This is a genomic window from Streptomyces sp. NPDC050085 (assembly GCF_044460595.1).
Classification (GTDB): Bacteria; Actinomycetota; Actinomycetes; order Streptomycetales; family Streptomycetaceae; genus Streptomyces.
Map to the genome: position 1 here is coordinate 26,563 of NZ_JBITJZ010000019.1, position 21,107 is coordinate 47,669.

Here is a 21,107-nt window from a genome sequence, read left to right on the forward strand (position 1 = left end):
CGGACCGCGTACGGGTAGGGGTGGGCCTCGGAGGTGGCAGGCGTGAACAAGGCTGCGGACGAGGCGGGTTGGGACGTCGAACCCGGCGACGAGATCGAACCGGTCGTACAGGCGGTGGGCCGGCTGTTCAAGGTGTGCCGGGAGGCGGCGGGGCTGCGCGCGGGCGAGCTGGGTGAACTCCTCGGGTACGGGGAGGACTTGATCCGCAAGATCGAGCGTGGGGCGCGCATTCCTCGGCCGGAGATGCTGGACCAGGCCGATGACATCTTGGGGGCTCAGGGGCATCTGCGGGCGTTCATGGAGGACATGCGCAGGGCGCGGTATCCGAAGAAGGTGCGGCAGCTCGCGCAGATGGAGGAGCGGGCGGCGGAGATGCTGTTGTACAGCTGCCACAACGTGCATGGGTTGTTGCAGACGCCGGAGTACGCGAGGGCCGCGTTCGACGTCAGGCAACCGGCGTACTCGCGGGAAGAGGTCGATCACGGCGTCGAGGCACGGATGGCCCGTAAGTCGGTCTTCGACCGCGACCCCGCCCCCACCCTCAGTTTCATCCAGGAACAGGTGACGCTGGAGCGCCCCATCGGAGGCCCGGCCGTGTTGCGCAGACAACTCGAGAGCCTGTTGAACACAGCCCAGTTGAGGCACGTCACGCTTCAGGTGATGCCAACCGCACGCGAGGACCACGCGGGGCTTCAGGGCCTGATCGAGGTGCTCAAGTTCTCTGATGGCACAGCCATCGGCAGGTCCGAAGGGGCATTCAACAGCCGACCGGTCTCAAACCCCAGGGATCTTCGTATCCTTGAGCTGCGCTACGGAATGATCCGCGCGCAGGCTCTCCCGCCAAGGGAGTCGCTGGCCTTCATCGAGCAAGCCCTGGGGAGACTATGAGCACCTCGGAACTCCACTGGTTCAAGAGCAGCTACAGCAGCAGCAGCGAAACCGACAGCTGCGTAGAGGTCGCCCTCACCCCGGCCACCATCCACGTCCGCGATTCAAAGCACCCGCACCCCGCCGGCCCCCGGTGCACCACGACACCGAGGGCCTGGCAGAGCTTCATCGCCTACGCGGCAGGGGCCGACGCCGGGTCCAACTAGCCGTGTGCTGAGGCCAGATGACGGGCAAGCCGCGGTGACGCGAACTCCGTGCCGCACACGAACCGCATCACCGGACCGTACGACGACCCGCCCAGCATCCCCGTGAAGTACAGGCCGGGGACGGACGAGACATAGCCCGCGCCGAGGCGTGGCGTGCCGCGGCTGGTGGCGAGGCGGGTGCGCAGGCCGTCGCCGAGGAAGGGCATGGCCGCGAGGTCGACCCGGTAGCCCGTCGCAGCGATGACGTGGTCCGCGGTCAGGTCCGTGCTGCGGCCGCCGTGCGTACGGACGGTCAGGACGGGCGCGCCGTCCGACGCCGCGGCCCGCTCGATCGCCGCGACGTCCCGCACGGCGACCTTCCCCTCGAACCGCTCGCGCAGCCACCACGCGCCGAGCGGACCGAGTACCCGCTTGACCAGGAAGTGCCGTGCCTGCGGCGGCAGTTGACGGTACTGATGCGGGTAGTACGTGAGCGCGTACAGCGACCAGGCCTTGCCGAACGGGGTCTCCGGGCGGAACCTGGGCTGCTGCCACGGCGGCGCCCCGAACCTGACCCGGCCCCGGCCGCGCGCCACCACCTTCACGCTCGCCCCGGCCTCCGCCGCGAGCGCCGCCGTCTCCAGGGCCGACTGGCCCGCGCCGACGACGATCAGCTCCTTGCCGGAGAACCGGGTCAGGTCGTGGTGCTGGGCGCTGTGCGAGAGCGGGCCCGTGGGGGTGGGTCCGTCGGGCACGGCCGCGGCGAGTTCGCGCGGCAGGTGCTCCAGGCCGGACAGACCGGTGGCGACGACGACGGCCCGCGCCGTGAACTGCTCGCCCGAGTCGAGCTTCAGCTCGAAGCCCTCCCGGCCGCGCCGGTCCACGGAGACGACGCGGACGCGCTCGAGCTCGGGCACCAGCTTCTGCTGGAACCAGTCGCCGTACGCGACGAACACCTCGGCGGTGATGAGGTCCTCGTCGGTGACGAGACGCTTGATGCCGGCCGCGTCGCAGTAGTCGGCCAGGGTGTGGCCGCGCTGCGGGGCGTCGATGTTCGACGCGGACGGGACCGACTTGAGGATCATGCCTTCGGGCATGTGCGAGCGCCAGCTCACCATGGGTTCACCGAAGACCCTGACGGGGATGCCGCGCGCCCGCAGATGAGCGGCGGTCGACAGGCCGTACGGGCCTGCCCCGATGACAGCTACCGGATGGATCACGAAGTCCCTCCCCAGGACGACGCAGCGTCACTTACTTCGTGCCGGTTCCCCTGTGCTGCAGACGTGCTGCAGACGTGCTGCGGACATGCCGCAGACGTGCTTCAGGCAGGCGAACCGGTGCCGCTGCCGCGGCGGTTGGTCCGCCACAGCTGATAGAGATGCTTGGCCCCTGGTCGTACGAAGCGGGCGAGCATCGTGAAGAACGGCCGCGGATCGTCGGCCGCCCACCACGCCAGTTCCGTACCGCTCGCGCGGGACGGGGCGTGCGGGGTCGTGTAGCCGCTGCGCCGGTACGCGAGCAGGGCCGGCAGGTCGATGTTCTCCACGACGTACCGGTGGCCCGCCCGCTGTTCCCCCTCCGGGACGTCGCGGCCGGTCAGTTGCAGGTGCAGGGCGCGGACGACGTCGATACCCGCCTCGTTCTCGAAGAGGCGGAACTGGGCGCCCATCCGCGGATTGAAGTCGAGGAGCTTGTACTGTCCGTCGCGCCGGTCGAAGCGCAGGTCGAGGTCGATGATGCCGGTGAAGCCGATCTGCTTGATGAAACGCACGGCGATGTCCGCGAGTTCCGGATTGTCGACGACGTAGGCGTTCGCCGTCATTCCGGCGTGCGGCGGCCAGGAGCGGACCTTGACCCCGGTGAACATCGCGCGCGGGTTGGAGTCCTGGTCGAAGTACGCGTGCACGATCCAGTCCTCCGCGTCCTCGCGCGGCAGGTACTCCTGCAGGATCACGCCGGGCCGCACCCCCCAGTCGCGGGCCAGGGCCCGCAGGGCGTCGGGGGTCGCGATCCTCGTCGTCCCGTTCACCGCGGGGCTGCTGCGGCGCGTGAACGCCTCCCTGTTCTTCGCGACCACCGGGAAGCGCGCCTTGGCCGCGAACTCCTCGATGTCCTCCTGGCTGTCCGGGAACGCGGCCGACGGCGAGGCGATCCCGTGCTCCACACACAGCTCGTGCAGCCCCTGCTTGCTGGCGAGGCGGCGCGGCAACTCCCGCTCCACGCGCGGGAAGAGAAACCCCGCGTCTGCCAGCGGCCCCTGGTGTTCGGCGATGAGGACGGCCGCTTCCTCGTCCGTCGGGATCATCACCGTCGGCCGGCCGATGCGGCGCGCGATGCGCACCAGCCCCTCGACGAGCCGCGCCGGTTCCTCGGCCCCGGTGGTCCGCCAGGGAAAGGCCCCGGTCAGATAGCGCGAGGCCGCCGCGGGCGTGTATCGGTCCTCGGTGATCGCGTACATGGGCACGCCGAGACGGCCCAGACTGCGGATGACGCCCACTCCTCCGTGGTGCAGCGGATAGTCGCCGAACTTGACGACGAGGCCCGGCACGTCCCGGTCCACGCCCAGCGGCGCACCTCCCCCACCGCTCCGAGCGCTGCCGGCACTTCTGGCCACGGGTCCCCCCACGTGTCCCCCTTCGGACACGGCCCACCCCGTCCGCGCCCACCGGACATTGACGCTAAGCCTGAACCGACCACTCCATCAACGGGTCATTCGGACATTGCGAACTCTTTAGGCACTGCCCGAACTGGTGTCTCCCACGTAACGTGAACCGAACATCGATGGCCCGTACCGATGGACCGACCGATGGACCGACCGATGGACCGGCCCATGGACTGGCCGTATCGATGGACTGGCCGTATCGATGGAACGACCGTATCGATGGAACGTGAGGCAGGCAGGCATGGCTGGCACGACCGGCGTCACCGAGCACACCCCGCTCGACCTCCCCGAAGGCCACCCCTTCGGCGCGCACAACCTCCCCTACGGAGTCTTCTCGTACGCCGACGAGTCACCCCGCGTCGGCGTCCGCATCGGCGACCACGTCCTGGACGCGGGCGGCGCCGCGGCGGCCCTCGGCTCCCCGTACGTCTCCCTCCTGGCCCGCCCGAACCTCAACTCCCTTCTCTCCGCGGGCCGTACGGCCTGGTCGGACGTGCGCCGCGCCCTGACGGCCTGGCTGACGGTCCCGGCCCACCGCGAGACGGTCCTGCCCTTCCTCCACCCGCTGGACTCGGTCACGCTGCACCTGCCCTTCGATGTCGCGGACTACGTCGACTTCTACGCCTCCGAGCACCACGCCTCGAACCTGGGCCGCCTCTTCCGCCCCGACGAGGAGCCGCTGAAGCCCAACTGGAAGCACCTGCCGGTGGGTTACCACGGCCGGGCAGGCACCGTCGTCGTCTCCGGGACCGACGTGGTGCGCCCCTCGGGCCAGCGCAAGGGCCCGGCCGACCCGGCCCCCGTCTTCGGCCCGTCCGCCCGCCTCGACATCGAGACGGAGGTCGGCTACGTCGTCGGAGTCCCGTCCGCACAAGGCACGTCCGTCCCCCTCTCCGCCTACCACGACCACGTCTTCGGCCTCTGCCTCCTCAACGACTGGTCGGCGCGCGACATCCAGAACTGGGAGACGGTGCCGCTCGGCCCGCACCTCGGCAAGTCCTTCGCGACGTCGATCTCCGCCTGGATCACCCCGCTTGAGGCCCTCGACGCGGCCCGCGTGCCCGCACCCGAGCGCACCGTCCCCCTCCTGCCCTACCTGGACGACGCGGACCCGGACCTGGACCCCGCGGGCTACGACCTGCACATCACGGTGACCCTCAACGGCCAGGTCATCTCGGAACCCCCCTTCTCCACCATGTACTGGACCGGCGCCCAGATGCTCGCCCACATGACGGTCAACGGCGCCTCCCTGCGCACCGGCGACCTCTACGGCTCCGGCACGATCAGCGGCCCCGAGGAGAACCAGCGCGGCTCCCTGATCGAAATGACCTGGAACGGCACCCGGCCCCTGGACCTCCCGACCGGCAAGCGCGGCTTCCTCGAGGACGGCGACGAAGTAACGCTCTCGGCCTGGGCCCCGGGCCCGAACGGAACCCGGGTGGGCCTCGGCGACGTAACGGGCAGGATCGTGCCAACCGCCCAGTAGGAGCGCCCCGCAAGGGGCGCGGGGAACTGCGCGAGCAACCACGACGAAGCCGCACCCGCCAACGCACCATCACCCCCAACGGCGCTCACGCGAGGGGAGACCGCGGGTGGCACACCCAGCCACCCGCGCCACTCGCTAGGCAGCCGACAGCTCGCGCCCAAGGAACGCCAGGAGTCTTCGGTGCGCCGGGGCCTCCACCGGCGCCGGTATCTCGGGGCCGAAGAGCCCCGGGCCGCGGAACTTCCCGAAGTCCATGGCGCCCAGATCCACCAGCAGATCCGCACACGCCTGCTCGTCGATCAGCTCGGGCCTGCCGACGGCGAGGGCCAGATCGGCGCCGTGCACCACCAGTTCGAGGAGGTGGACGAGCGCGCCCATCGGCGCGGGTACGGTCCCGAAGCCCAGCCGCACCACACCGTCCAGGGCGTCCGGGCGCGCCCAGGCCGCCCGGTCCAGCTCCGCGGCCACGGTGAACGCACCTCGCGGGTCGTCCCCCAGCCAGTCCGCCTCATGGGCGGCGCCGGCCTCCGTGCCACTGACCTCGGCCGCGAAGATGCGCATGCCGCCCACCACATGGTTGAGCTCCGTGCGCACGTCCCAGCCCGCGCAGGGCGTCCCACGCCCCCACGCGTCGTCGCCCAGGGCCGCGACCACCCCCGCCGTCGTCCCGACGGCCCGATCGATCCTGCTCACCACATCGGGCATGAGCCCCCCTGCTCAGTTGGGTCGATATCAGTTCGGTGCGGGTCGATGCCGGGGCGATGCCACGTCCATCGACAGTGGATCGATCCCGTCAGACCCTCGGTGTCACCAGTCCACGTCGTCGGGCTCCGGCTCGGGCTCCGGGCCGAAGTCCGGCTCCGGCCCGAGGTCTTCCTGCTCACCCCGCGCACCCCGCGCACCCCGCGCATCCACCGGCGCTCCTGCGCCGCCTCCGCCTCCGCCGAGCTCGGCCAGCACCGCCAGCACGCCCTCCCCGTACGTCGCCAGCTTCTTCTCGCCGACGCCGCCGATCGTGCCCAACTGGGCCACGGACGTGGGCTGTTGCAGGGCGATCTCGCGCAGCGTCGCGTCGTGGAAGATGACGTACGCGGGCACCCCGTTCTCCTTGGCCTGTGCGCCGCGCCAGGCCCGCAGTGCCTCGAAGACCGGCACCAGCTGCTCGGGCAGCTCGGCCGCGGGCGACTTGGCCCTGCGCTCGCGCGGGGTAGAGCGCGACGCGGCGGGCTTCGGGGCCTCCTTGCGCAGCCGCACCTCCCGCTGCCCGCCGAGGACGGTCCCGCTGCCCTCCGTGAGCACCAGCGTCCCGAACTCGCCCTCGACCGCGATCAGCGACTGGGCCAGCAACTGCCGCACCACGCCCCGCCATTCGGTCTCGCTCAGCTCTTCGCCGATGCCGAAGACGGAGAGCTGGTCGTGGTCGAACTGGATGACCTTGGCGGTGCGCTTGCCCAGCAGGATGTCGATGATCTGGCCCGCGCCGAACTTCTGCCGCCGCTCCCGGTCGAGCCGCACCACGGTGGAGAGGATCTTCTGCGCGGCGACGGTCCCGTCCCAGGTCTCGGGCGGGGTCAGACACGTGTCGCAGTTCCCGCAGGAGGCGGGCGCCTCCTGGCCGAAGTACGTGAGGAGCTGGGCGCGCCGGCAGTGCGCCGTCTCGCACAGCGCGAGCATCGAGTCGAGATGGGCGGAGGCACGGCGGCGGAACGCCTCGTCCCCCTCCCCCATGTTGATCAACTTCCGCTGCTGGACGACGTCCTGCAGCCCGTACGCCATCCAGGCCGTGGACGGCATTCCGTCCCGCCCGGCGCGGCCCGTCTCCTGGTAGTAGCCCTCGACGGACTTCGGCAGGTCCAGGTGCGCGACGAACCGCACGTCCGGCTTGTCGATGCCCATGCCGAACGCGATGGTCGCGCAGACGATCAGGCCCTCCTCGCGCAGGAACCGCGACTGGTGCGCCGCGCGCGTGCCCGCGTCCAGGCCCGCGTGGTAGGGCACCGCCTCGATCCCGTTCCTGCACAGGAACTCGGCGGTGGCCTCCACCGACTTGCGCGACAGGCAGTACACGATGCCTGCGTCGCCCTCGTGCTCCTGCTTGAGGAAGGTGAGCAGCTGCTTCTTCGGGTCGGCCTTGGGCACGATCCGGTACTGGATGTTGGGCCGGTCGAAGCTCGCCACGAAGTGCTTGGCGTCCGGCATGCCCAGGCGCTGGGTGATCTCCTGGTGCGTGGCGTGCGTCGCGGTCGCGGTCAGCGCGATGCGCGGCACGTCCGGCCAGCGCTGCCCGAGCACCGACAGGGTCAGGTAGTCGGGGCGGAAGTCGTGCCCCCACTGCGCCACGCAGTGCGCCTCGTCGATGGCGAAGACGGAGATCTTGCCGCGCGAGAGCAGGTCGAGCGTGGAGTCGAGCCGCAGCCGCTCCGGCGCCAGGTACAGCAGGTCCAGCTCACCGGCGAGGAACTCGGCCTCGACCGTGCGGCGCTCGTCGAAGTCCTGTGTCGAGTTCACGAACCCCGCGCGCACGCCCAGGGCCCGCAGCGCGTCCACCTGGTCCTGCATGAGCGCGATCAGCGGCGAGACGACGATGCCCGTGCCCGCTCTGACCAGGGCCGGGATCTGGTAGCACAGCGACTTGCCGCCGCCGGTGGGCATGAGGACGACCGCGTCCCCGCCCGCCACCACGCGGTCGATGATCGCCTCCTGCTCGCCGCGGAAGGCGTCATACCCGAAGACGCGGTGGAGCGTGGCAAGCGCCTCGCTCTCGGTCACCTCGCTCATACCGTCTGTCCCGTCCGTCGTCTCGACTTCTGCTGCAACGATAGGGGGCGGCACCGACAACCCCCGAAGTTATCCACAGGCTGGGGTTCCCGGACAGCACGAAGCCCGGCCCCGCCTGGGGACCGGGCTTCCGAACCGTCCGTCGCTAGCGGACGAAGACGCTCGCCTGGCTCGCCAGATCCAGGAAGTACTGCGGTGCGAGACCGAGCACGACCGTCACGGCGACACCCACCGCGATCGTCGTCATGGTCAGCGGCGACGGCACGGCGACGGTCGGCCCGTCCGCCTTCGGCTCGCTGAAGAACATCAGGACGATCACGCGGATGTAGAAGAACGCGGCGATGGCCGACGAGATCACACCGACCACGACGAGCGCCCCTGCGCCGCCCTCGGCCGCCGCCTTGAACACGGCGAACTTCCCCGCGAACCCGGAGGTCAGCGGGATGCCCGCGAAGGCCAGCAGGAAGACGGCGAAGACCGCCGCCACCAGCGGTGACCTGCGTCCGAGCCCGGCCCACTTCGACAGGTGCGTCGCCTCGCCGCCCGCGTCGCGCACCAGCGTCACCACGGCGAAGGCGCCGATCGTGACGAAGGAGTACGCGCCCAGGTAGAAGAGGACCGACGAGACGCCGTCCGGGGACGTGGCGATGACACCGGCCAGGATGAACCCGGCGTGCGCGATCGAGGAGTACGCGAGCAGCCGCTTGATGTCGGTCTGCGTGATCGCGACGATCGCACCGGCCAGCATCGTGACGATGGCGACGGCCCACATGACAGGACGCCAGTCCCAGCGCAGCCCGGGCAGGACCACGTACAGGAGCCGGAGCAGCGCGCCGAAGGCCGCGACCTTGGTGGCCGCCGCCATGAAGCCCGTGACCGGCGTCGGAGCGCCCTGGTAGACGTCCGGCGTCCACATGTGGAAGGGGACGGCGCCGACCTTGAACAGCAGGCCCATGACGACGAGCGCCATGCCGATGAGCAGCAGCGCGTCATTGCCCATGGTGTCGGCGAGCGCCGGGTCGATGTTCTGGATCGAGCCGTCGACGACCTGGGCGATCGTCGCGTACGAGACCGAGCCCGCGTAGCCGTACAGGAGCGCGATGCCGAACAGGGTGAAGGCCGAGGCGAAGGCGCCGAGCAGGAAGTACTTGACCGCGGCTTCCTGCGACATGAGCCGGTTGCGCCGGGCCACGGCGCACAGCAGGTACAGCGGGAGCGAGAAGACCTCGAGGGCGATGAACAGCGTCAGCAGGTCGTTCGCCGAGGGGAAGACCAGCATGCCGCCGATCGCGAAGAGCGCGAGCGGGAACACCTCGGTGGTGGTGAACCCGGCCTTCACGGCGGCCTTCTCGCTGTCGCTGCCGGGCACGGACGCGGCCTGCGCGGCGAACGAGTCGACGCGGTTGCCGTGCGCCTCCGGGTCGAGCCGCCGCTCCGCGAAGGTGAAGATCGCGACCAGCCCGGCCAGCAGGATGGTGCCTTGGAGGAAGAGCGCGGGACCGTCGACGGCGATCGCGCCCATGGCCGCGATGTGCGCCTTGGTGGTGCCGTATCCACCGGCCGCGAGCGCCACGACCGCCGCGAAGGCGGCCGCGAGCGCGACGACGGCCAGGAACACCTGGACGTAATAACGGGACTTGCGGGGCACGAACGCCTCGACCAGGACCCCCAGGACGGCGGCACCGATAACGATCAAGGTGGGCGACAATTGCCCATATTCGATCTTGGGTGCGTCGATCTTGGAGATCGGATCGGCGGCGGTTGTCCACAGGCTGTGGACGGCGGGAGTGCTCACCAGGGAACTCACTTGTGGGCCGCCTCCACTTCCGGCTTCGGGTCCTTCTTCTGGACGTCGGACATGGTGTGCTTGACCGCCGGGTTCACCAGCTCGGTGAGCGGCTTCGGGTACACACCGAGGAAGATCAGCACGCCGATCAGCGGGACCACCACCGCGAGCTCACGCACCCGCAGGTCCGTGATGCCCTCGGTCGACGGCTTCACCGGGCCGGTCATGGTGCGCTGGTAGAGGACCAGCGTGTAGAGCGCGGCGAGCACGATGCCGAAGGTGGCGATGATGCCGACCACCGGGTAGCGCGTGAACGTGCCGACCAGGACCAGGAATTCACTGACGAAGGGCGCGAGCCCCGGCAGCGAGAGCGTGGCCAGACCGCCAATGAGGAACGTGCCCGCGAGCACCGGGGCGACCTTCTGCACACCCCCGTAGTCGGCGATGAGCCGCGAGCCGCGCCGCGAGATCAGGAACCCGGCGACCAGCATCAACGCGGCCGTCGAAATGCCGTGGTTGACCATGTAGAGCGTCGCGCCGGACTGGCCCTGGCTGGTCATCGCGAAGATGCCCAGGATGATGAAGCCGAAGTGCGAGATCGACGCGTACGCCACCAGGCGCTTGATGTCGCGCTGCCCGACGGCGAGCAGGGCGCCGTACACGATGCTGATCAGGGCCAGCACCAGAATCACCGGCGTCGCCCACTTGCTCGCCTCCGGGAACAGCTGGAGGCAGAAGCGGAGCATCGCGAACGTGCCGACCTTGTCGACGACTGCCGTGATCAGTACGGCTACGGGGGCCGTGGCCTCGCCCATCGCGTTCGGCAGCCACGTGTGCAGCGGCCACAGCGGGGCCTTCACCGCGAAGGCGAAGAAGAACCCGAGGAAGAGCCAGCGCTCGGTGCTGGTCGCCATGTCGAGCGAGCCGCTGGCCCGCGCGGCGGCGATCTCCTGGAGCGAGAAGTTCCCCGCGACCACATAGAGACCGATGACGGCCGCCAGCATGATGAGGCCGCCGACCAGGTTGTACAGGAGGAACTTGACCGCGGCGTACGAGCGTTGAGCCGCCGCGTTCTCGTCCGTGCCCGCGTGGGCCCGGTCCCCGAAGCCGCCGATGAGGAAGTACATCGGGATGAGCATGGCTTCGAAGAAGATGTAGAAGAGGAAGACGTCGGTGGCCTCGAAGGAGATGATCACCATCGCCTCGACCAGCAGGATCAGGGCGAAGAAGCCCTGTGTCGGCCGCCACCGCGTGTTCCCGGTCTCCTGCGGGTCGGCGTCGTGCCACCCGGCCAGGATCACGAACGGGATCAGCAGCGCGGTCAGCGCGATGAGCGCAAGGCCGATGCCGTCCACACCCAGCTCGTAGCGGACCCCGAAGTCCTTGATCCACGAGTGGGACTCGGTCAGTTGATAGCGGTCGCCGTCCGGGTCGAAGCGGACCGCCACCACGGCCGCGACCACCAGTGTCGCGAGGGAGAAGAGCAGCGCGAGCCACTTGGCCGCGGTGCGCTGCTTCGCCGGCACGGCGGCCGTGGCGATCGCGCCCACGGCCGGAAGCACCGCCGTCGCTGTCAGCAGAGGAAAGGACATCGGTATCAGACCGCCCTCATCAGCAGGGTCGCGGCGACGATGACCGCCGCACCGCCGAACATCGAGACGGCGTACGAGCGCACGTAGCCGTTCTGGAGCTTGCGCAGCCGGCCGGAGAGGCCGCCGACGGAAGCCGCCGTCCCGTTGACCACTCCGTCGACCAGGGTGTGGTCGACGTAGACCAGCGAGCGGGTCAGGTGCTCGCCGCCGCGGACGAGGACGACGTGGTTGAAGTCGTCCTGGAGCAGGTCGCGGCGGGCCGCCCGGGTCAGCAGCGAGCCGCGCGGGGCGACGACCGGGACCTCGCGGCGCCCGTACTGGAGCCAGGCGATGCCGACGCCGATGACCAGGCACACCATGGTGGCGCCGGTGACCGCGCCCGCGCTGATCGGCGCGTGCCCGTGGTCGTGTCCTGTGACCGGCTCGAGCCACTTCAGGAAGCGGTCCCCGAGGGAGAAGAAGCCACCGGCGAAGACCGAGCCGACCGCGAGCACGATCATCGGGATCGTCATGGACGAGGGCGACTCGTGCGGGTGCGGCTCGTGGCCCTCGGCGTCCGGCTGCCAGCGCTTCTCGCCGAAGAAGGTCATGATCATCACGCGCGTCATGTAGAACGCGGTGATGGCCGCGCCCAGCAGGGCGACGGAGCCGAGGATCCAGCCCTCCGTGCCGCCCTTCGCGAACGCCGCCTCGATGATCTTGTCCTTGGAGAAGAAGCCGGACAGACCCGGGAAGCCGATGATGGCCAGGTACCCGAGCCCGAACGTCACGAAGGTGACCGGCATGTACTTGCGCAGCGCGCCGTACTTCCGCATGTCCACCTCGTCGTTCATGCCGTGCATGACCGAACCGGCGCCGAGGAAGAGGCCCGCCTTGAAGAAGCCGTGCGTCACCAGGTGCATGATCGCGAAGACGTAGCCGATGGGGCCGAGGCCCGCGGCGAGCACCATGTAGCCGATCTGCGACATCGTCGAGCCGGCGAGGGCCTTCTTGATGTCGTCCTTCGCGCAACCGACGATCGCACCGAAGAGCAGGGTGACCGCACCGACGATGGTCACGACCAGCTGCGCGTCGGGCGCACCGTTGAAGATCGCCCCCGACCGCACGATCAGGTAGACGCCCGCGGTCACCATCGTCGCGGCGTGGATGAGGGCCGAGACCGGGGTCGGGCCCTCCATCGCGTCACCGAGCCAGGACTGCAGCGGCACCTGCGCCGACTTGCCGCACGCGGCGAGCAGCAGCATCAGGCCGATCGCGGTGAGCTTGCCCTCGGAGGTGTCACCGACGCTGTCGAGCACCGGCTTGAAGGCGAACGTCCCGAAGGTCGTGAACATCAGCATGATCGCGATCGACAGACCCATGTCGCCGACGCGGTTGACCAGGAACGCCTTCTTGGCGGCGGTGGCCGCGCTCGGCTTGTGCTGCCAGAAGCCGATCAGCAGGTACGAGGCGAGACCCACGCCCTCCCAACCGACGTACAGGAGCAGGTAGTTGTCGGCGAGGACCAACAGGAGCATCGCCGCGAGGAACAGGTTCAGGTAGCCGAAGAAGCGACGGCGCCGCTCGTCGTGCTCCATGTACCCGATCGAGTAGATGTGGATCAGCGTGCCCACACCCGAGATCAGCAGCACGAACGTCATCGACAGCTGGTCCAGCTGGAACGAGACGTCGGCCTGGAAGCCCTCGACGGGGATCCAGCTGAACAGGTGCTGGCTGAGCGTGCGCCCCTCGGTGCCCTTGCCGAGCAGATCGGAGAAGAGCACGACGGCGATCACGAAGGAGGCGGCCGCGAGCACGGTGCCGAGCAGATGACCCACCCGGTCCAACGCCCGCCCGCCGCACAGCAGTACGGCCGCTCCGAGCAGTGGCGCCGCTACCAGCAGCGCAATCAGGTTCTCCACTGGATGCGACCCCTTACAGCTTCATCAGGCTGGCGTCGTCGACCGAGGCCGAGTGGCGGGAACGGAACAGCGACACGATGATCGCGAGCCCGACCACGACCTCGGCGGCGGCGACGACCATCGTGAAGAACGCGATGATCTGCCCGTCGAGATTGCCGTGCATCCGGGAGAACGCGACGAACGCGAGGTTGCACGCGTTCAGCATCAGCTCGACGCACATGAACACCACGATCGCGTTCCGCCTGATGAGCACGCCGGTGGCACCGATCGCGAACAACAGGCAGGCGAGATACAGGTAGTTGACCGGATTCACTTCGACGCCTCCTCTGAACGCTCCAGGCGGTCGGCCGAGCGCTGCTCAAGGGCCTTGAGATCGCTGAGCGCCTCACTGGAGACGTCCCGGATCTGACCGCGCTCGCGCAGCGTCTGCATGACCGTGAGCTCCGAGGGCGTGCCGTCGGGCAGCAGGCCCGCGATGTCCACCGCGTTGTGCCGGGCGTAGACGCCCGGGGCGGGCAGCGGCGGCAGGTGCTTGCCCTCGCGCACGCGCTCCTCGGACAACTCCCGCTGGGTCTTGGCCCGTTCGGTGCGCTCGCGGTGCGTGAGCACCATCGCGCCGACCGCGGCCGTGATCAGCAGGGCGCCGGTGATCTCGAAGGCGAAGACGTACTTGGTGAAGATGAGGGTGGCGAGGCCCTCCACGTTCCCTCCCGCGTTCGCCTTGCCCACGCCGTTGAACTGCTTCAGCGACGCGTTCGCGATGCCCGCGATCAGCAGCACCCCGAAGCCGAGCCCGCACAGGGCGGCCAGCCAGCGCTGCCCCTTGATGGTCTCCTTCAGGGAGTCCGCCGCGGTGACGCCGACGAGCATGACCACGAAGAGGAACAGCATCATGATCGCGCCGGTGTAGACGACGATCTGCACGATGCCCAGGAAGTACGCCCCGTTGGCCAGGTAGAAGACCGCGAGGATGATCATGGTTCCGGCCAGGCACAGGGCGCTGTGCACGGCCTTCTTCATCAGGATCGTGCACAGTGCGCCGATGACGGCGACGGTGCCCAGGACCCAGAACTGGAAGGCCTCTCCGGTGGAGGTGGTGTAGGCGGCGAGCGTCATGCCTCCACCCCCTCTTCCGCCACCGCTTCGGAGTGCTTCTCGCCCTTGGAGACGGCCACTTGGCGCTCGGTACCCGGCGCGGCCTCGGTGACGAGCCCTCGGTAGTAGTCCTGCTCGTCCATGCCGGGGAAGATCGAGTGCGGCGACTCGACCATGCCCTCGTCAAGACCGGCGAGCAGCTGCTCCTTGGTGTAGATGAGGTTGGCGCGACTGCTGTCGGCCAGCTCGAACTCGTTCGTCATCGTCAACGCGCGCGTGGGGCACGCCTCGATGCACAGGCCGCACAGAATGCAGCGGGCGTAGTTGATCTGGTAGACGCGGCCGTACCGCTCGCCCGGGGAGTAGCGCTCCTCCTCGGTGTTGTCCGCGCCCTCCACGTAGATGGCGTCCGCCGGGCAGGCCCAGGCGCACAGCTCGCAGCCGACGCACTTCTCCAGGCCGTCCGGATGGCGGTTGAGCTGGTGCCTGCCGTGGAAGCGGGGAGCGGTGGTCTTCTCCTGCTCCGGGTACTGCTCGGTCAGCCGCTTCTTGAACATGGCCTTGAAGGTCACGCCGAAGCCGGACACGGGATTCATGAACCCCGGCTTGGTGTCCTTCTCGTTCGGCTCGTTCGTCTCGTCAGCCATCGGACGCCTCCTTTCCGTCACGAGATCCGCCAAGTGATTCGTCACTCGCAGTATCGGGCCCACCACTGACAATCAACTCCCGCTCCTGGCGGGAGCGCCTGCGCGGCACGGGCGGCAGGCTCTGTCCGGGCAGCGGCGGCACGGGGAATCCACCGGCCATCGGGTCGAACGCGGCCGGTTCCTCAACTGCCGCGTCCTGCTTGCCTCCCCGGTCGCGGAAGATGTCCACGACGAACGACAGGAGCAGGAGTACGAGGATGGCGCCGCCCACGTACAGGGCGATGGAGGCGAAGTCGTAGTCCTCGTTGCGCAGGGTCCGCACGGTGGCGACGAGCATCAGCCACACCACGGAGACCGGGATGAGGACCTTCCAGCCGAGCTTCATCAACTGGTCGTAGCGCACGCGCGGGAGCGTGCCGCGCAGCCAGATGAAGAAGAACAGCAGCAGCTGGACCTTGACGACGAACCAGAGCATCGGCCACCAGCCGTGGTTCGCGCCCTCCCAGAACGTGGAGACCGGCCACGGTGCCCGCCAGCCGCCCAGGAACAGCGTCACGGACACCGCGGAGACCGTCACCATGTTCACGTACTCGGCGAGCATGAACATCGCGAACTTGATGGACGAGTACTCGGTGTTGAAGCCGCCCACGAGGTCGCCCTCGGACTCCGGCATGTCGAAGGGGGCGCGGTTCGTCTCGCCGACCATCGTCACGATGTAGATCAGGAACGAGACGGGCAGCAGCACGATGTACCAGCGGTCGTGCTGCTGGGCGACGATCTCCGAGGTGGACATCGAGCCCGAGTAGAGGAACACCGAGGCGAACGCGGCGCCCATCGCGATCTCGTACGAGATCATCTGCGCGCACGAGCGCAGGCCGCCGAGCAGCGGGTACGTCGATCCGGACGACCAGCCGGCGAGCACGATGCCGTAGATGCCGACGGAGGCGACCGCGAGGATGTAGAGCATCGCGATCGGCAGGTCGGTGAGCTGCATCGCCGTACGGGTGCCGAAGATCGAGACCTCGTTGCCCGACGGGCCGAACGGGATCACGGCGATCGCCATGAAGGCGGGGATCGCGGCGACGATCGGCGCAAGGATGTAGACCACCTTGTCCGCGCGCTTGACGATCAGGTCTTCCTTGAGCATCAGCTTGATGCCGTCGGCGAGCGACTGGAGCATGCCCCAGGGGCCGTGCCGGTTGGGGCCGATGCGCAGCTGCATCCAGGCGACGACCTTGCGCTCCCACACGATGGAGAACAGCACGGTCACCATCAGGAAGGCGAAGCAGAACACCGCCTTGACGACGACGAGCCACCACGGGTCGGTGCCGAACATCGACAGGTCTTCGGCCGCGAGTGGGCTCACTGCCAGGGAACTCATGACTGCACCTCCGGGACCGCGGCGAGCGCCGGGCCGATCTTCACCAGGTCGCCGGGGACGGCACCGGTGTCCGAAGCCACACCGCCACCCGCCGAGTTCAGCGGGAGCCAGACGACTCGGTCCGGCATCTCGGTGACCTGGAGCGGGAGTTGAACGGCACCGGCCGGGCCCGTGACGGCCAGCACGTCGCCGTCCTTCACACCCGCCTCGGCGGCCGTCGCGGCGGACACGCGCGCGTGGGCGGCGTGCCGGGTCCCTGCCAGGGCCTCGTCTCCGTCCTGCAGACGGCCCTGGTCGAGCAGCAGCCGGTGCCCGGCGAGCACGGCCTCACCGGAGGCGGGACGCGGCAACTGCGCGCCCGTCTCCAGGGGTTCGGTCGCGTGCGGCCCGTCCCAGCCGCCGAGGCGGTCCAACTCCCCGCGCGCGGCGCGCAGATCGGGCAGCCCCAGGTGTACGTCCATGGCGTCGGCCAGCATCTGCAGCACCCGCCCGTCGGCCGGGGCGACACGGCGGGTCATCTGGTCGGGCTTGAGCGCGGCCTCGAACATCCGGGCCCGGCCCTCCCAGTTGAGGAACGTGCCCGCCTTCTCGGCGACCGCGGCCACCGGGAGCACGACGTCCGCGTGCTCGGTGACCTCGCTGGGCCGCTGCTCCAGGGAGACCAGGAACTCGACCTCGTGAAGCGCTTCACGCGCGCGTGCCGGGCTCGGCAGGTCGGCGACCTCGACACCCGCCACGACGAGGGCACGCAGTTCGCCGGTGGCGGCGGCCTCCACGATCTGGCCGGTGTCGCGCCCGTAGCGGTGCGGCAGTTCGGCCACCCCCCAGGCGGCGGCGACCTCCTCCCGCGCGCGCGGGTCGGTCGCCGGGCGGCCGCCCGGCAGCAGCGAGGGCAGCGCGCCGGCCTCGACGGCGCCGCGCTCACCGGCCCTGCGCGGGATCCACACCAGTGCGGCGCCGGTCGCGGTCGCGGCCCGTACGGCGGCGGTCAGGCCGCCCGCGACGGCCGCGAGCCGCTCGCCGACGACGATCACGGAGCCTTCGGTGCGCAGCGCCTGGGAGGCGACGGAGCCGCCCTCCTCCAGGCCGACCCCGGAGGCGAGCGCGTCCAGCCACTCGGTCTCCGTGCCCGGCGCGGCGGGCAGCAGCGTGCCACCGGCCTTCTCCAGGCCGCGCGTCGCGTGCGTAGCGAGCGAGAACACCTTCTGACCGTGCTTGCGCCATGCCTTGCGGAGCTTGAGGAAGACGCCGGGCGCCTCCTCCTCCGACTCGAAGCCCACCAGGAGGACGGCCGGGGCCTTCTCCAGCTTCGTGTACGTGACGCCGCTGCCGTCCAGGTCACGGCCGCGGCCGGCGACCCGTGCGGCCAGGAAGTCGGCTTCCTCGCTGCTGTGCACGCGCGCGCGGAAGTCGATGTCGTTCGTGTCGAGGGCCACGCGCGCGAACTTGCTGTACGCGTAGGAGTCCTCGACCGTCAGCCGGCCGCCGGTGAGCACGCCGGTCCGGCCGCGCGCCGCGCTCAGCCCCCGGGCCGCGGCCTCGAGCGCCTCCGGCCAGGAGGCGACGCGCAGTTCACCGGTTTCGGCGTCCCGCACCAAGGGGTTCGTCAGCCGGTCCGGCTTCTGCGCGTACCGGAAGCCGAAGCGGCCCTTGTCGCAGATCCACTCCTCGTTGACCTCGGGGTCGTCGGCCGCGAGGCGGCGCATGACCTTGCCGCGCCGGTGGTCGGTGCGGGTCGCACAGCCACCCGCGCAGTGCTCGCACACCGACGGGGAGGAGACGAGGTCGAAGGGCCGGGAGCGGAACCGGTACGCCGCCGAGGTGAGTGCGCCCACCGGGCAGATCTGGATCGTGTTCCCGGAGAAGTACGACTCGAAGGGGTCGCCCTCGCCCGTGCCGACCTGCTGCAGCGCGCCGCGCTCGATCAGCTCGATCATCGGGTCGCCCGCGACCTGGTTGGAGAACCGGGTGCAGCGCGCGCACAGCACGCACCGCTCGCGGTCGAGCAGCACCTGCGTGGAGATCGGGACCGGCTTCTCGTACGTACGCTTCTTGCCGTCGAAGCGGGAGTCGGACTGGCCGTGCGACATGGCCTGGTTCTGCAGCGGGCACTCGCCGCCCTTGTCGCAGACGGGGCAGTCAAGGGGGTGGTTGATGAGCAGCAGCTCCATGACCCCCTTCTGCGCCTTCTCGGCGACCGGGGAGGAGAGCTGGCTCTTGACCACCATGCCGTCGGTGCAGGTGATGGTGCAGGACGCCATCGGCTTGCGCTGGCCCTCCACCTCCACGATGCACTGGCGGCAGGCGCCGGCCGGGTCGAGGAGCGGGTGGTCGCAGAACCGGGGGATCTCGATGCCGAGCAGTTCGGCGGCGCGGATGACCAGGGTGCCCTTGGGGACGCTGATCTCGATGCCGTCGATGGTCAGGGAGACGAGGTCCTCCGGTGGAACGGCCGCCTCACCGCCCCCGGAGGGAGCGTTGGTCGTGACGGTCACGCGTTCACCTCCGTGCGGTGCTGGTCGGTCCGGTCGGCCCAGAGAGTCGAGCGGGCCGGGTCGAAGGGGCAGCCCTTGCCCGTGATGTGCTGCTCGTACTCCTCGCGGAAGTACTTGAGCGAGGAGAAGATCGGCGAGGCGGCACCGTCACCGAGCGCGCAGAACGACTTGCCGTTGATGTTGTCGGCGATGTCGTTGAGCTTGTCGAGGTCGTCCATCGACCCCTTGCCGGCCTCGATGTCGCGCAGCAACTGCACGAGCCAGTACGTGCCTTCGCGGCAGGGCGTGCACTTGCCGCAGGACTCGTGGGCGTAGAACTCGGTCCACCGCGTGACCGCGCGCACGACACAGGTCGTCTCGTCGAAGCACTGCAGCGCCTTGGTGCCGAGCATCGATCCGGCGGCGCCGACGCCCTCGTAGTCGAGGGGCACGTCGAGGTGCTCGTCGGTGAACATCGGCGTGGAACTGCCGCCGGGCGTCCAGAACTTGAGGCGGTGGCCCGGGCGGATGCCGCCGCTCATGTCGAGGAGCTGGCGCAGCGTGATGCCGAGCGGGGCCTCGTACTGTCCCGGCGAGGCGACGTGGCCGCTGAGCGAGTAGAGCGTGAAGCCCGGGGACTTCTCGCTGCCCATCGACTTGAACCAGTCTTTTCCGCGATTGATGATCGCGGGAACCGATGCGATGGACTCGACGTTGTTCACCACAGTGGGGCACGCGTAAAGGCCCGCGACCGCAGGGAAAGGGGGACGGAGTCGCGGCTGGCCACGGCGGCCTTCGAGCGAGTCCAGGAGTGCGGTCTCCTCACCACAGATGTACGCGCCTGCGCCGGCGTGCACGGTGAGTTCAAGGTTGAGGCCGGACCCGAGGATGTTCTGCCCGAGATACCCCGCGGCGTAGGCCTCGCGCACGGCCTCGTGCAACCGCCGCAGTACGGGGACCACTTCACCGCGCAAATAGATGAACGCATGCTCGGAACGGATCGCGTAACAGGCGATCACGATGCCCTCGATGAGGCTGTGCGGGTTCGCGAAGAGGAGCGGGATGTCCTTACAGGTGCCCGGTTCCGATTCGTCGGCGTTGACAACTAGATAGTGCGGCTTGCCGTCTCCCTGCGGGATGAACTGCCACTTCATCCCGGTCGGGAACCCGGCGCCACCGCGTCCGCGAAGACCCGAGTCCTTCACATAGGCGATGAGATCGTCCGGCGACATCGCGAGGGCCTTGCGCAGCCCCTCGTAGCCCTCGTGCCGGCGGTACACGTCCAAAGACCAGGAACTGTCCTCGTCCCAGAAGGCCGACAGGACCGGAGAGAGCAGCTTCTCCGGGCTGGTGTCGTTGTTGCTGAGCTCGGCGGCCAAGGTCATCACTCCCCCTCCTCGGCAGCGGGACCCGCCGGGTGGGCCGGGTCGGAGGCCGATGTGTCCTGCGGTGCGTCGTGCGAGCTCAAGTGCTCGGCGGGCGACGGATCATGGGGCTGCTCGCCCTGGGCTCCGGCGGCGCGCGGGTGCACCACGCGCGCGGGCGAGGCCACCTCGCCCTTGGCCAGGCGCAGCCCGATCAGTGAAGCGGGACCGGCGCTGCCGCTCGCCTCGACGGCGCCCTCGCGCTCGTCGGGGAAGCCGGCCAGGATGCGCGCGGTCTCCTTGAAGGTGCACAAGGGGGCGCCGCGCGTGGGTGACACCTGCCCGCCCGCGCGCAGGTCGTCGACGAGCTGCTTGGCGGACTCGGGCGTCTGGTTGTCGAAGAACTCCCAGTTGACCATCACCACGGGAGCGAAGTCACAAGCGGCGTTGCACTCGATGTGCTCGAGGGTGACCTTGCCGTCCTCCGTGGTGCCGCCGTTGCCGACGCCGAGGTGCTCCTGGAGCGTCTCGAAGATGGCGTCGCCGCCCATGACGGCACAGAGCGTGTTGGTGCAGACGCCGACCTGGTAGTCGCCGCTGGGGCCGCGCCGGTACATCGTGTAGAAGGTCGCGACGGCCGTGACCTCGGCGGTGGTCAGGCCGAGCACGTCCGCGCAGAACTGCATGCCGGTGCGCGTGACGTGGCCCTCCTCCGCCTGCACGAGGTGCAGCAGCGGCAGGAGCGCCGAGCGGGAGTCGGGGTAGCGGGCGATGACGTCCTTCGCGTCCGCCTCCAGCCGGGCTCGGACGTCGTCCGGGTAAGCGGGCGCGGGCAGTTGGGGCATGCCCAGGCTGACGCCCTGCTCAG

17 protein-coding genes are annotated in these 21,107 nt (G+C 69.6%); 3 read left to right on the forward strand and 14 right to left on the reverse strand.

Annotated elements, in window-relative coordinates; translation table 11 throughout:
* The first annotated feature begins 42 nt into the window (after positions 1 to 42).
* On the forward strand, positions 43 to 888 hold the full coding sequence (locus tag ACIBUY_RS38575) for a helix-turn-helix domain-containing protein (protein ID WP_399155145.1): 846 nt from the start codon (positions 43 to 45) through the stop codon (positions 886 to 888).
* On the forward strand, positions 885 to 1,094 hold the full coding sequence (locus tag ACIBUY_RS38580) for a DUF397 domain-containing protein (protein ID WP_399155146.1): 210 nt from the start codon (positions 885 to 887) through the stop codon (positions 1,092 to 1,094). The genes ACIBUY_RS38575 and ACIBUY_RS38580 overlap by 4 nt, the downstream gene beginning before the upstream one ends.
* Here the strand turns inward: ACIBUY_RS38580 and ACIBUY_RS38585 are convergent.
* Complete coding sequence (locus ACIBUY_RS38585; RefSeq protein ID WP_365576852.1) at positions 1,091 to 2,293, reverse strand: FAD-dependent oxidoreductase; 1,203 nt, start codon at positions 2,291 to 2,293, stop codon at positions 1,091 to 1,093. The two genes, ACIBUY_RS38580 and ACIBUY_RS38585, sit on opposite strands and share 4 nt — an antisense overlap.
* 101 nt (positions 2,294 to 2,394) lie before the next feature.
* Positions 2,395 to 3,687, reverse strand: a complete 1,293-nt coding sequence (locus tag ACIBUY_RS38590) for an ATP-grasp domain-containing protein (RefSeq protein ID WP_399155147.1) — start codon at positions 3,685 to 3,687, stop codon at positions 2,395 to 2,397.
* A gap of 289 nt (positions 3,688 to 3,976) precedes the next feature.
* On the opposite strand from ACIBUY_RS38590, the gene fahA reads away from it, so the two are divergent.
* Positions 3,977 to 5,221, forward strand: coding sequence for a fumarylacetoacetase (fahA, locus tag ACIBUY_RS38595; RefSeq protein ID WP_365576848.1), 1,245 nt, complete (start codon positions 3,977 to 3,979; stop codon positions 5,219 to 5,221).
* A 135-nt stretch (positions 5,222 to 5,356) separates the two neighbouring features.
* On the opposite strand, the gene ACIBUY_RS38600 is transcribed toward fahA, so the two are convergent.
* From ACIBUY_RS38600 to nuoE, 12 genes are all read right to left on the reverse strand, one after another.
* Positions 5,357 to 5,926 carry a TIGR03086 family metal-binding protein gene (locus ACIBUY_RS38600; protein WP_399155148.1) on the reverse strand — a complete coding sequence of 190 codons (570 nt, stop codon included), beginning with the start codon at positions 5,924 to 5,926 and terminating at the stop codon, positions 5,357 to 5,359.
* A 102-nt stretch (positions 5,927 to 6,028) separates the two neighbouring features.
* On the reverse strand, positions 6,029 to 7,999 hold the full coding sequence (gene recQ, locus ACIBUY_RS38605) for a DNA helicase RecQ (protein ID WP_399155149.1): 1,971 nt from the start codon (positions 7,997 to 7,999) through the stop codon (positions 6,029 to 6,031).
* Positions 8,000 to 8,144: 145 nt separating this feature from the next.
* Positions 8,145 to 9,794, reverse strand: coding sequence for an NADH-quinone oxidoreductase subunit NuoN (gene nuoN, locus ACIBUY_RS38610; protein WP_365576842.1), 1,650 nt, complete (start codon positions 9,792 to 9,794; stop codon positions 8,145 to 8,147).
* A gap of 8 nt (positions 9,795 to 9,802) precedes the next feature.
* Positions 9,803 to 11,377, reverse strand: a complete 1,575-nt coding sequence (locus ACIBUY_RS38615) for an NADH-quinone oxidoreductase subunit M (protein WP_365576840.1) — start codon at positions 11,375 to 11,377, stop codon at positions 9,803 to 9,805.
* 5 nt (positions 11,378 to 11,382) lie between these two features.
* Entirely contained in the window at positions 11,383 to 13,278 is a 1,896-nt protein-coding gene (gene nuoL / locus ACIBUY_RS38620; RefSeq protein ID WP_399155150.1) for an NADH-quinone oxidoreductase subunit L, read from the reverse strand.
* A 13-nt stretch (positions 13,279 to 13,291) separates the two neighbouring features.
* Entirely contained in the window at positions 13,292 to 13,591 is a 300-nt protein-coding gene (gene nuoK, locus ACIBUY_RS38625) for an NADH-quinone oxidoreductase subunit NuoK (protein ID WP_365576836.1), read from the reverse strand.
* Positions 13,588 to 14,394, reverse strand: coding sequence for an NADH-quinone oxidoreductase subunit J (locus ACIBUY_RS38630; RefSeq protein WP_365576834.1), 807 nt, complete (start codon positions 14,392 to 14,394; stop codon positions 13,588 to 13,590). The genes nuoK and ACIBUY_RS38630 overlap by 4 nt, the downstream gene beginning before the upstream one ends.
* A complete protein-coding gene (nuoI, locus tag ACIBUY_RS38635; RefSeq protein WP_399155151.1) occupies positions 14,391 to 15,020 on the reverse strand; it encodes an NADH-quinone oxidoreductase subunit NuoI in 630 nt (209 codons plus the stop codon). The genes ACIBUY_RS38630 and nuoI overlap by 4 nt, the downstream gene beginning before the upstream one ends.
* Positions 15,013 to 16,386, reverse strand: coding sequence for an NADH-quinone oxidoreductase subunit NuoH (gene nuoH, locus ACIBUY_RS38640; protein WP_365576904.1), 1,374 nt, complete (start codon positions 16,384 to 16,386; stop codon positions 15,013 to 15,015). The genes nuoI and nuoH overlap by 8 nt, the downstream gene beginning before the upstream one ends.
* 11 nt (positions 16,387 to 16,397) lie before the next feature.
* A complete protein-coding gene (locus tag ACIBUY_RS38645; protein ID WP_399155152.1) occupies positions 16,398 to 18,896 on the reverse strand; it encodes an NADH-quinone oxidoreductase subunit G in 2,499 nt (832 codons plus the stop codon).
* On the reverse strand, positions 18,893 to 20,260 hold the full coding sequence (gene nuoF / locus ACIBUY_RS38650) for an NADH-quinone oxidoreductase subunit NuoF (RefSeq protein ID WP_365576829.1): 1,368 nt from the start codon (positions 20,258 to 20,260) through the stop codon (positions 18,893 to 18,895). The genes ACIBUY_RS38645 and nuoF overlap by 4 nt, the downstream gene beginning before the upstream one ends.
* Positions 20,260 to 21,084, reverse strand: a complete 825-nt coding sequence (gene nuoE / locus ACIBUY_RS38655) for an NADH-quinone oxidoreductase subunit NuoE (RefSeq protein ID WP_399155194.1) — start codon at positions 21,082 to 21,084, stop codon at positions 20,260 to 20,262. Before nuoE ends, nuoF begins: the two co-directional genes overlap by 1 nt.
* Positions 21,085 to 21,107: the final 23 nt, after the last annotated feature.

Coding starts and splice junctions, on each gene's coding strand:
- ACIBUY_RS38600 (WP_399155148.1), bottom strand. CDS start 5,926: ATGCCCGATGTGGTGAGCAGGATCGATCGGGCCGTCGGGACGACGGCG.
- nuoE (WP_399155194.1), bottom strand. CDS start 21,084: ATGCCCCAACTGCCCGCGCCCGCTTACCCGGACGACGTCCGAGCCCGG.
- fahA (WP_365576848.1), top strand. CDS start 3,977: ATGGCTGGCACGACCGGCGTCACCGAGCACACCCCGCTCGACCTCCCC.
- ACIBUY_RS38580 (WP_399155146.1), top strand. CDS start 885: ATGAGCACCTCGGAACTCCACTGGTTCAAGAGCAGCTACAGCAGCAGC.
- recQ (WP_399155149.1), bottom strand. CDS start 7,999: ATGAGCGAGGTGACCGAGAGCGAGGCGCTTGCCACGCTCCACCGCGTC.
- ACIBUY_RS38630 (WP_365576834.1), bottom strand. CDS start 14,394: ATGACGCTCGCCGCCTACACCACCTCCACCGGAGAGGCCTTCCAGTTC.
- nuoI (WP_399155151.1), bottom strand. CDS start 15,020: ATGGCTGACGAGACGAACGAGCCGAACGAGAAGGACACCAAGCCGGGG.
- nuoF (WP_365576829.1), bottom strand. CDS start 20,260: ATGACCTTGGCCGCCGAGCTCAGCAACAACGACACCAGCCCGGAGAAG.
- ACIBUY_RS38615 (WP_365576840.1), bottom strand. CDS start 11,377: ATGTCCTTTCCTCTGCTGACAGCGACGGCGGTGCTTCCGGCCGTGGGC.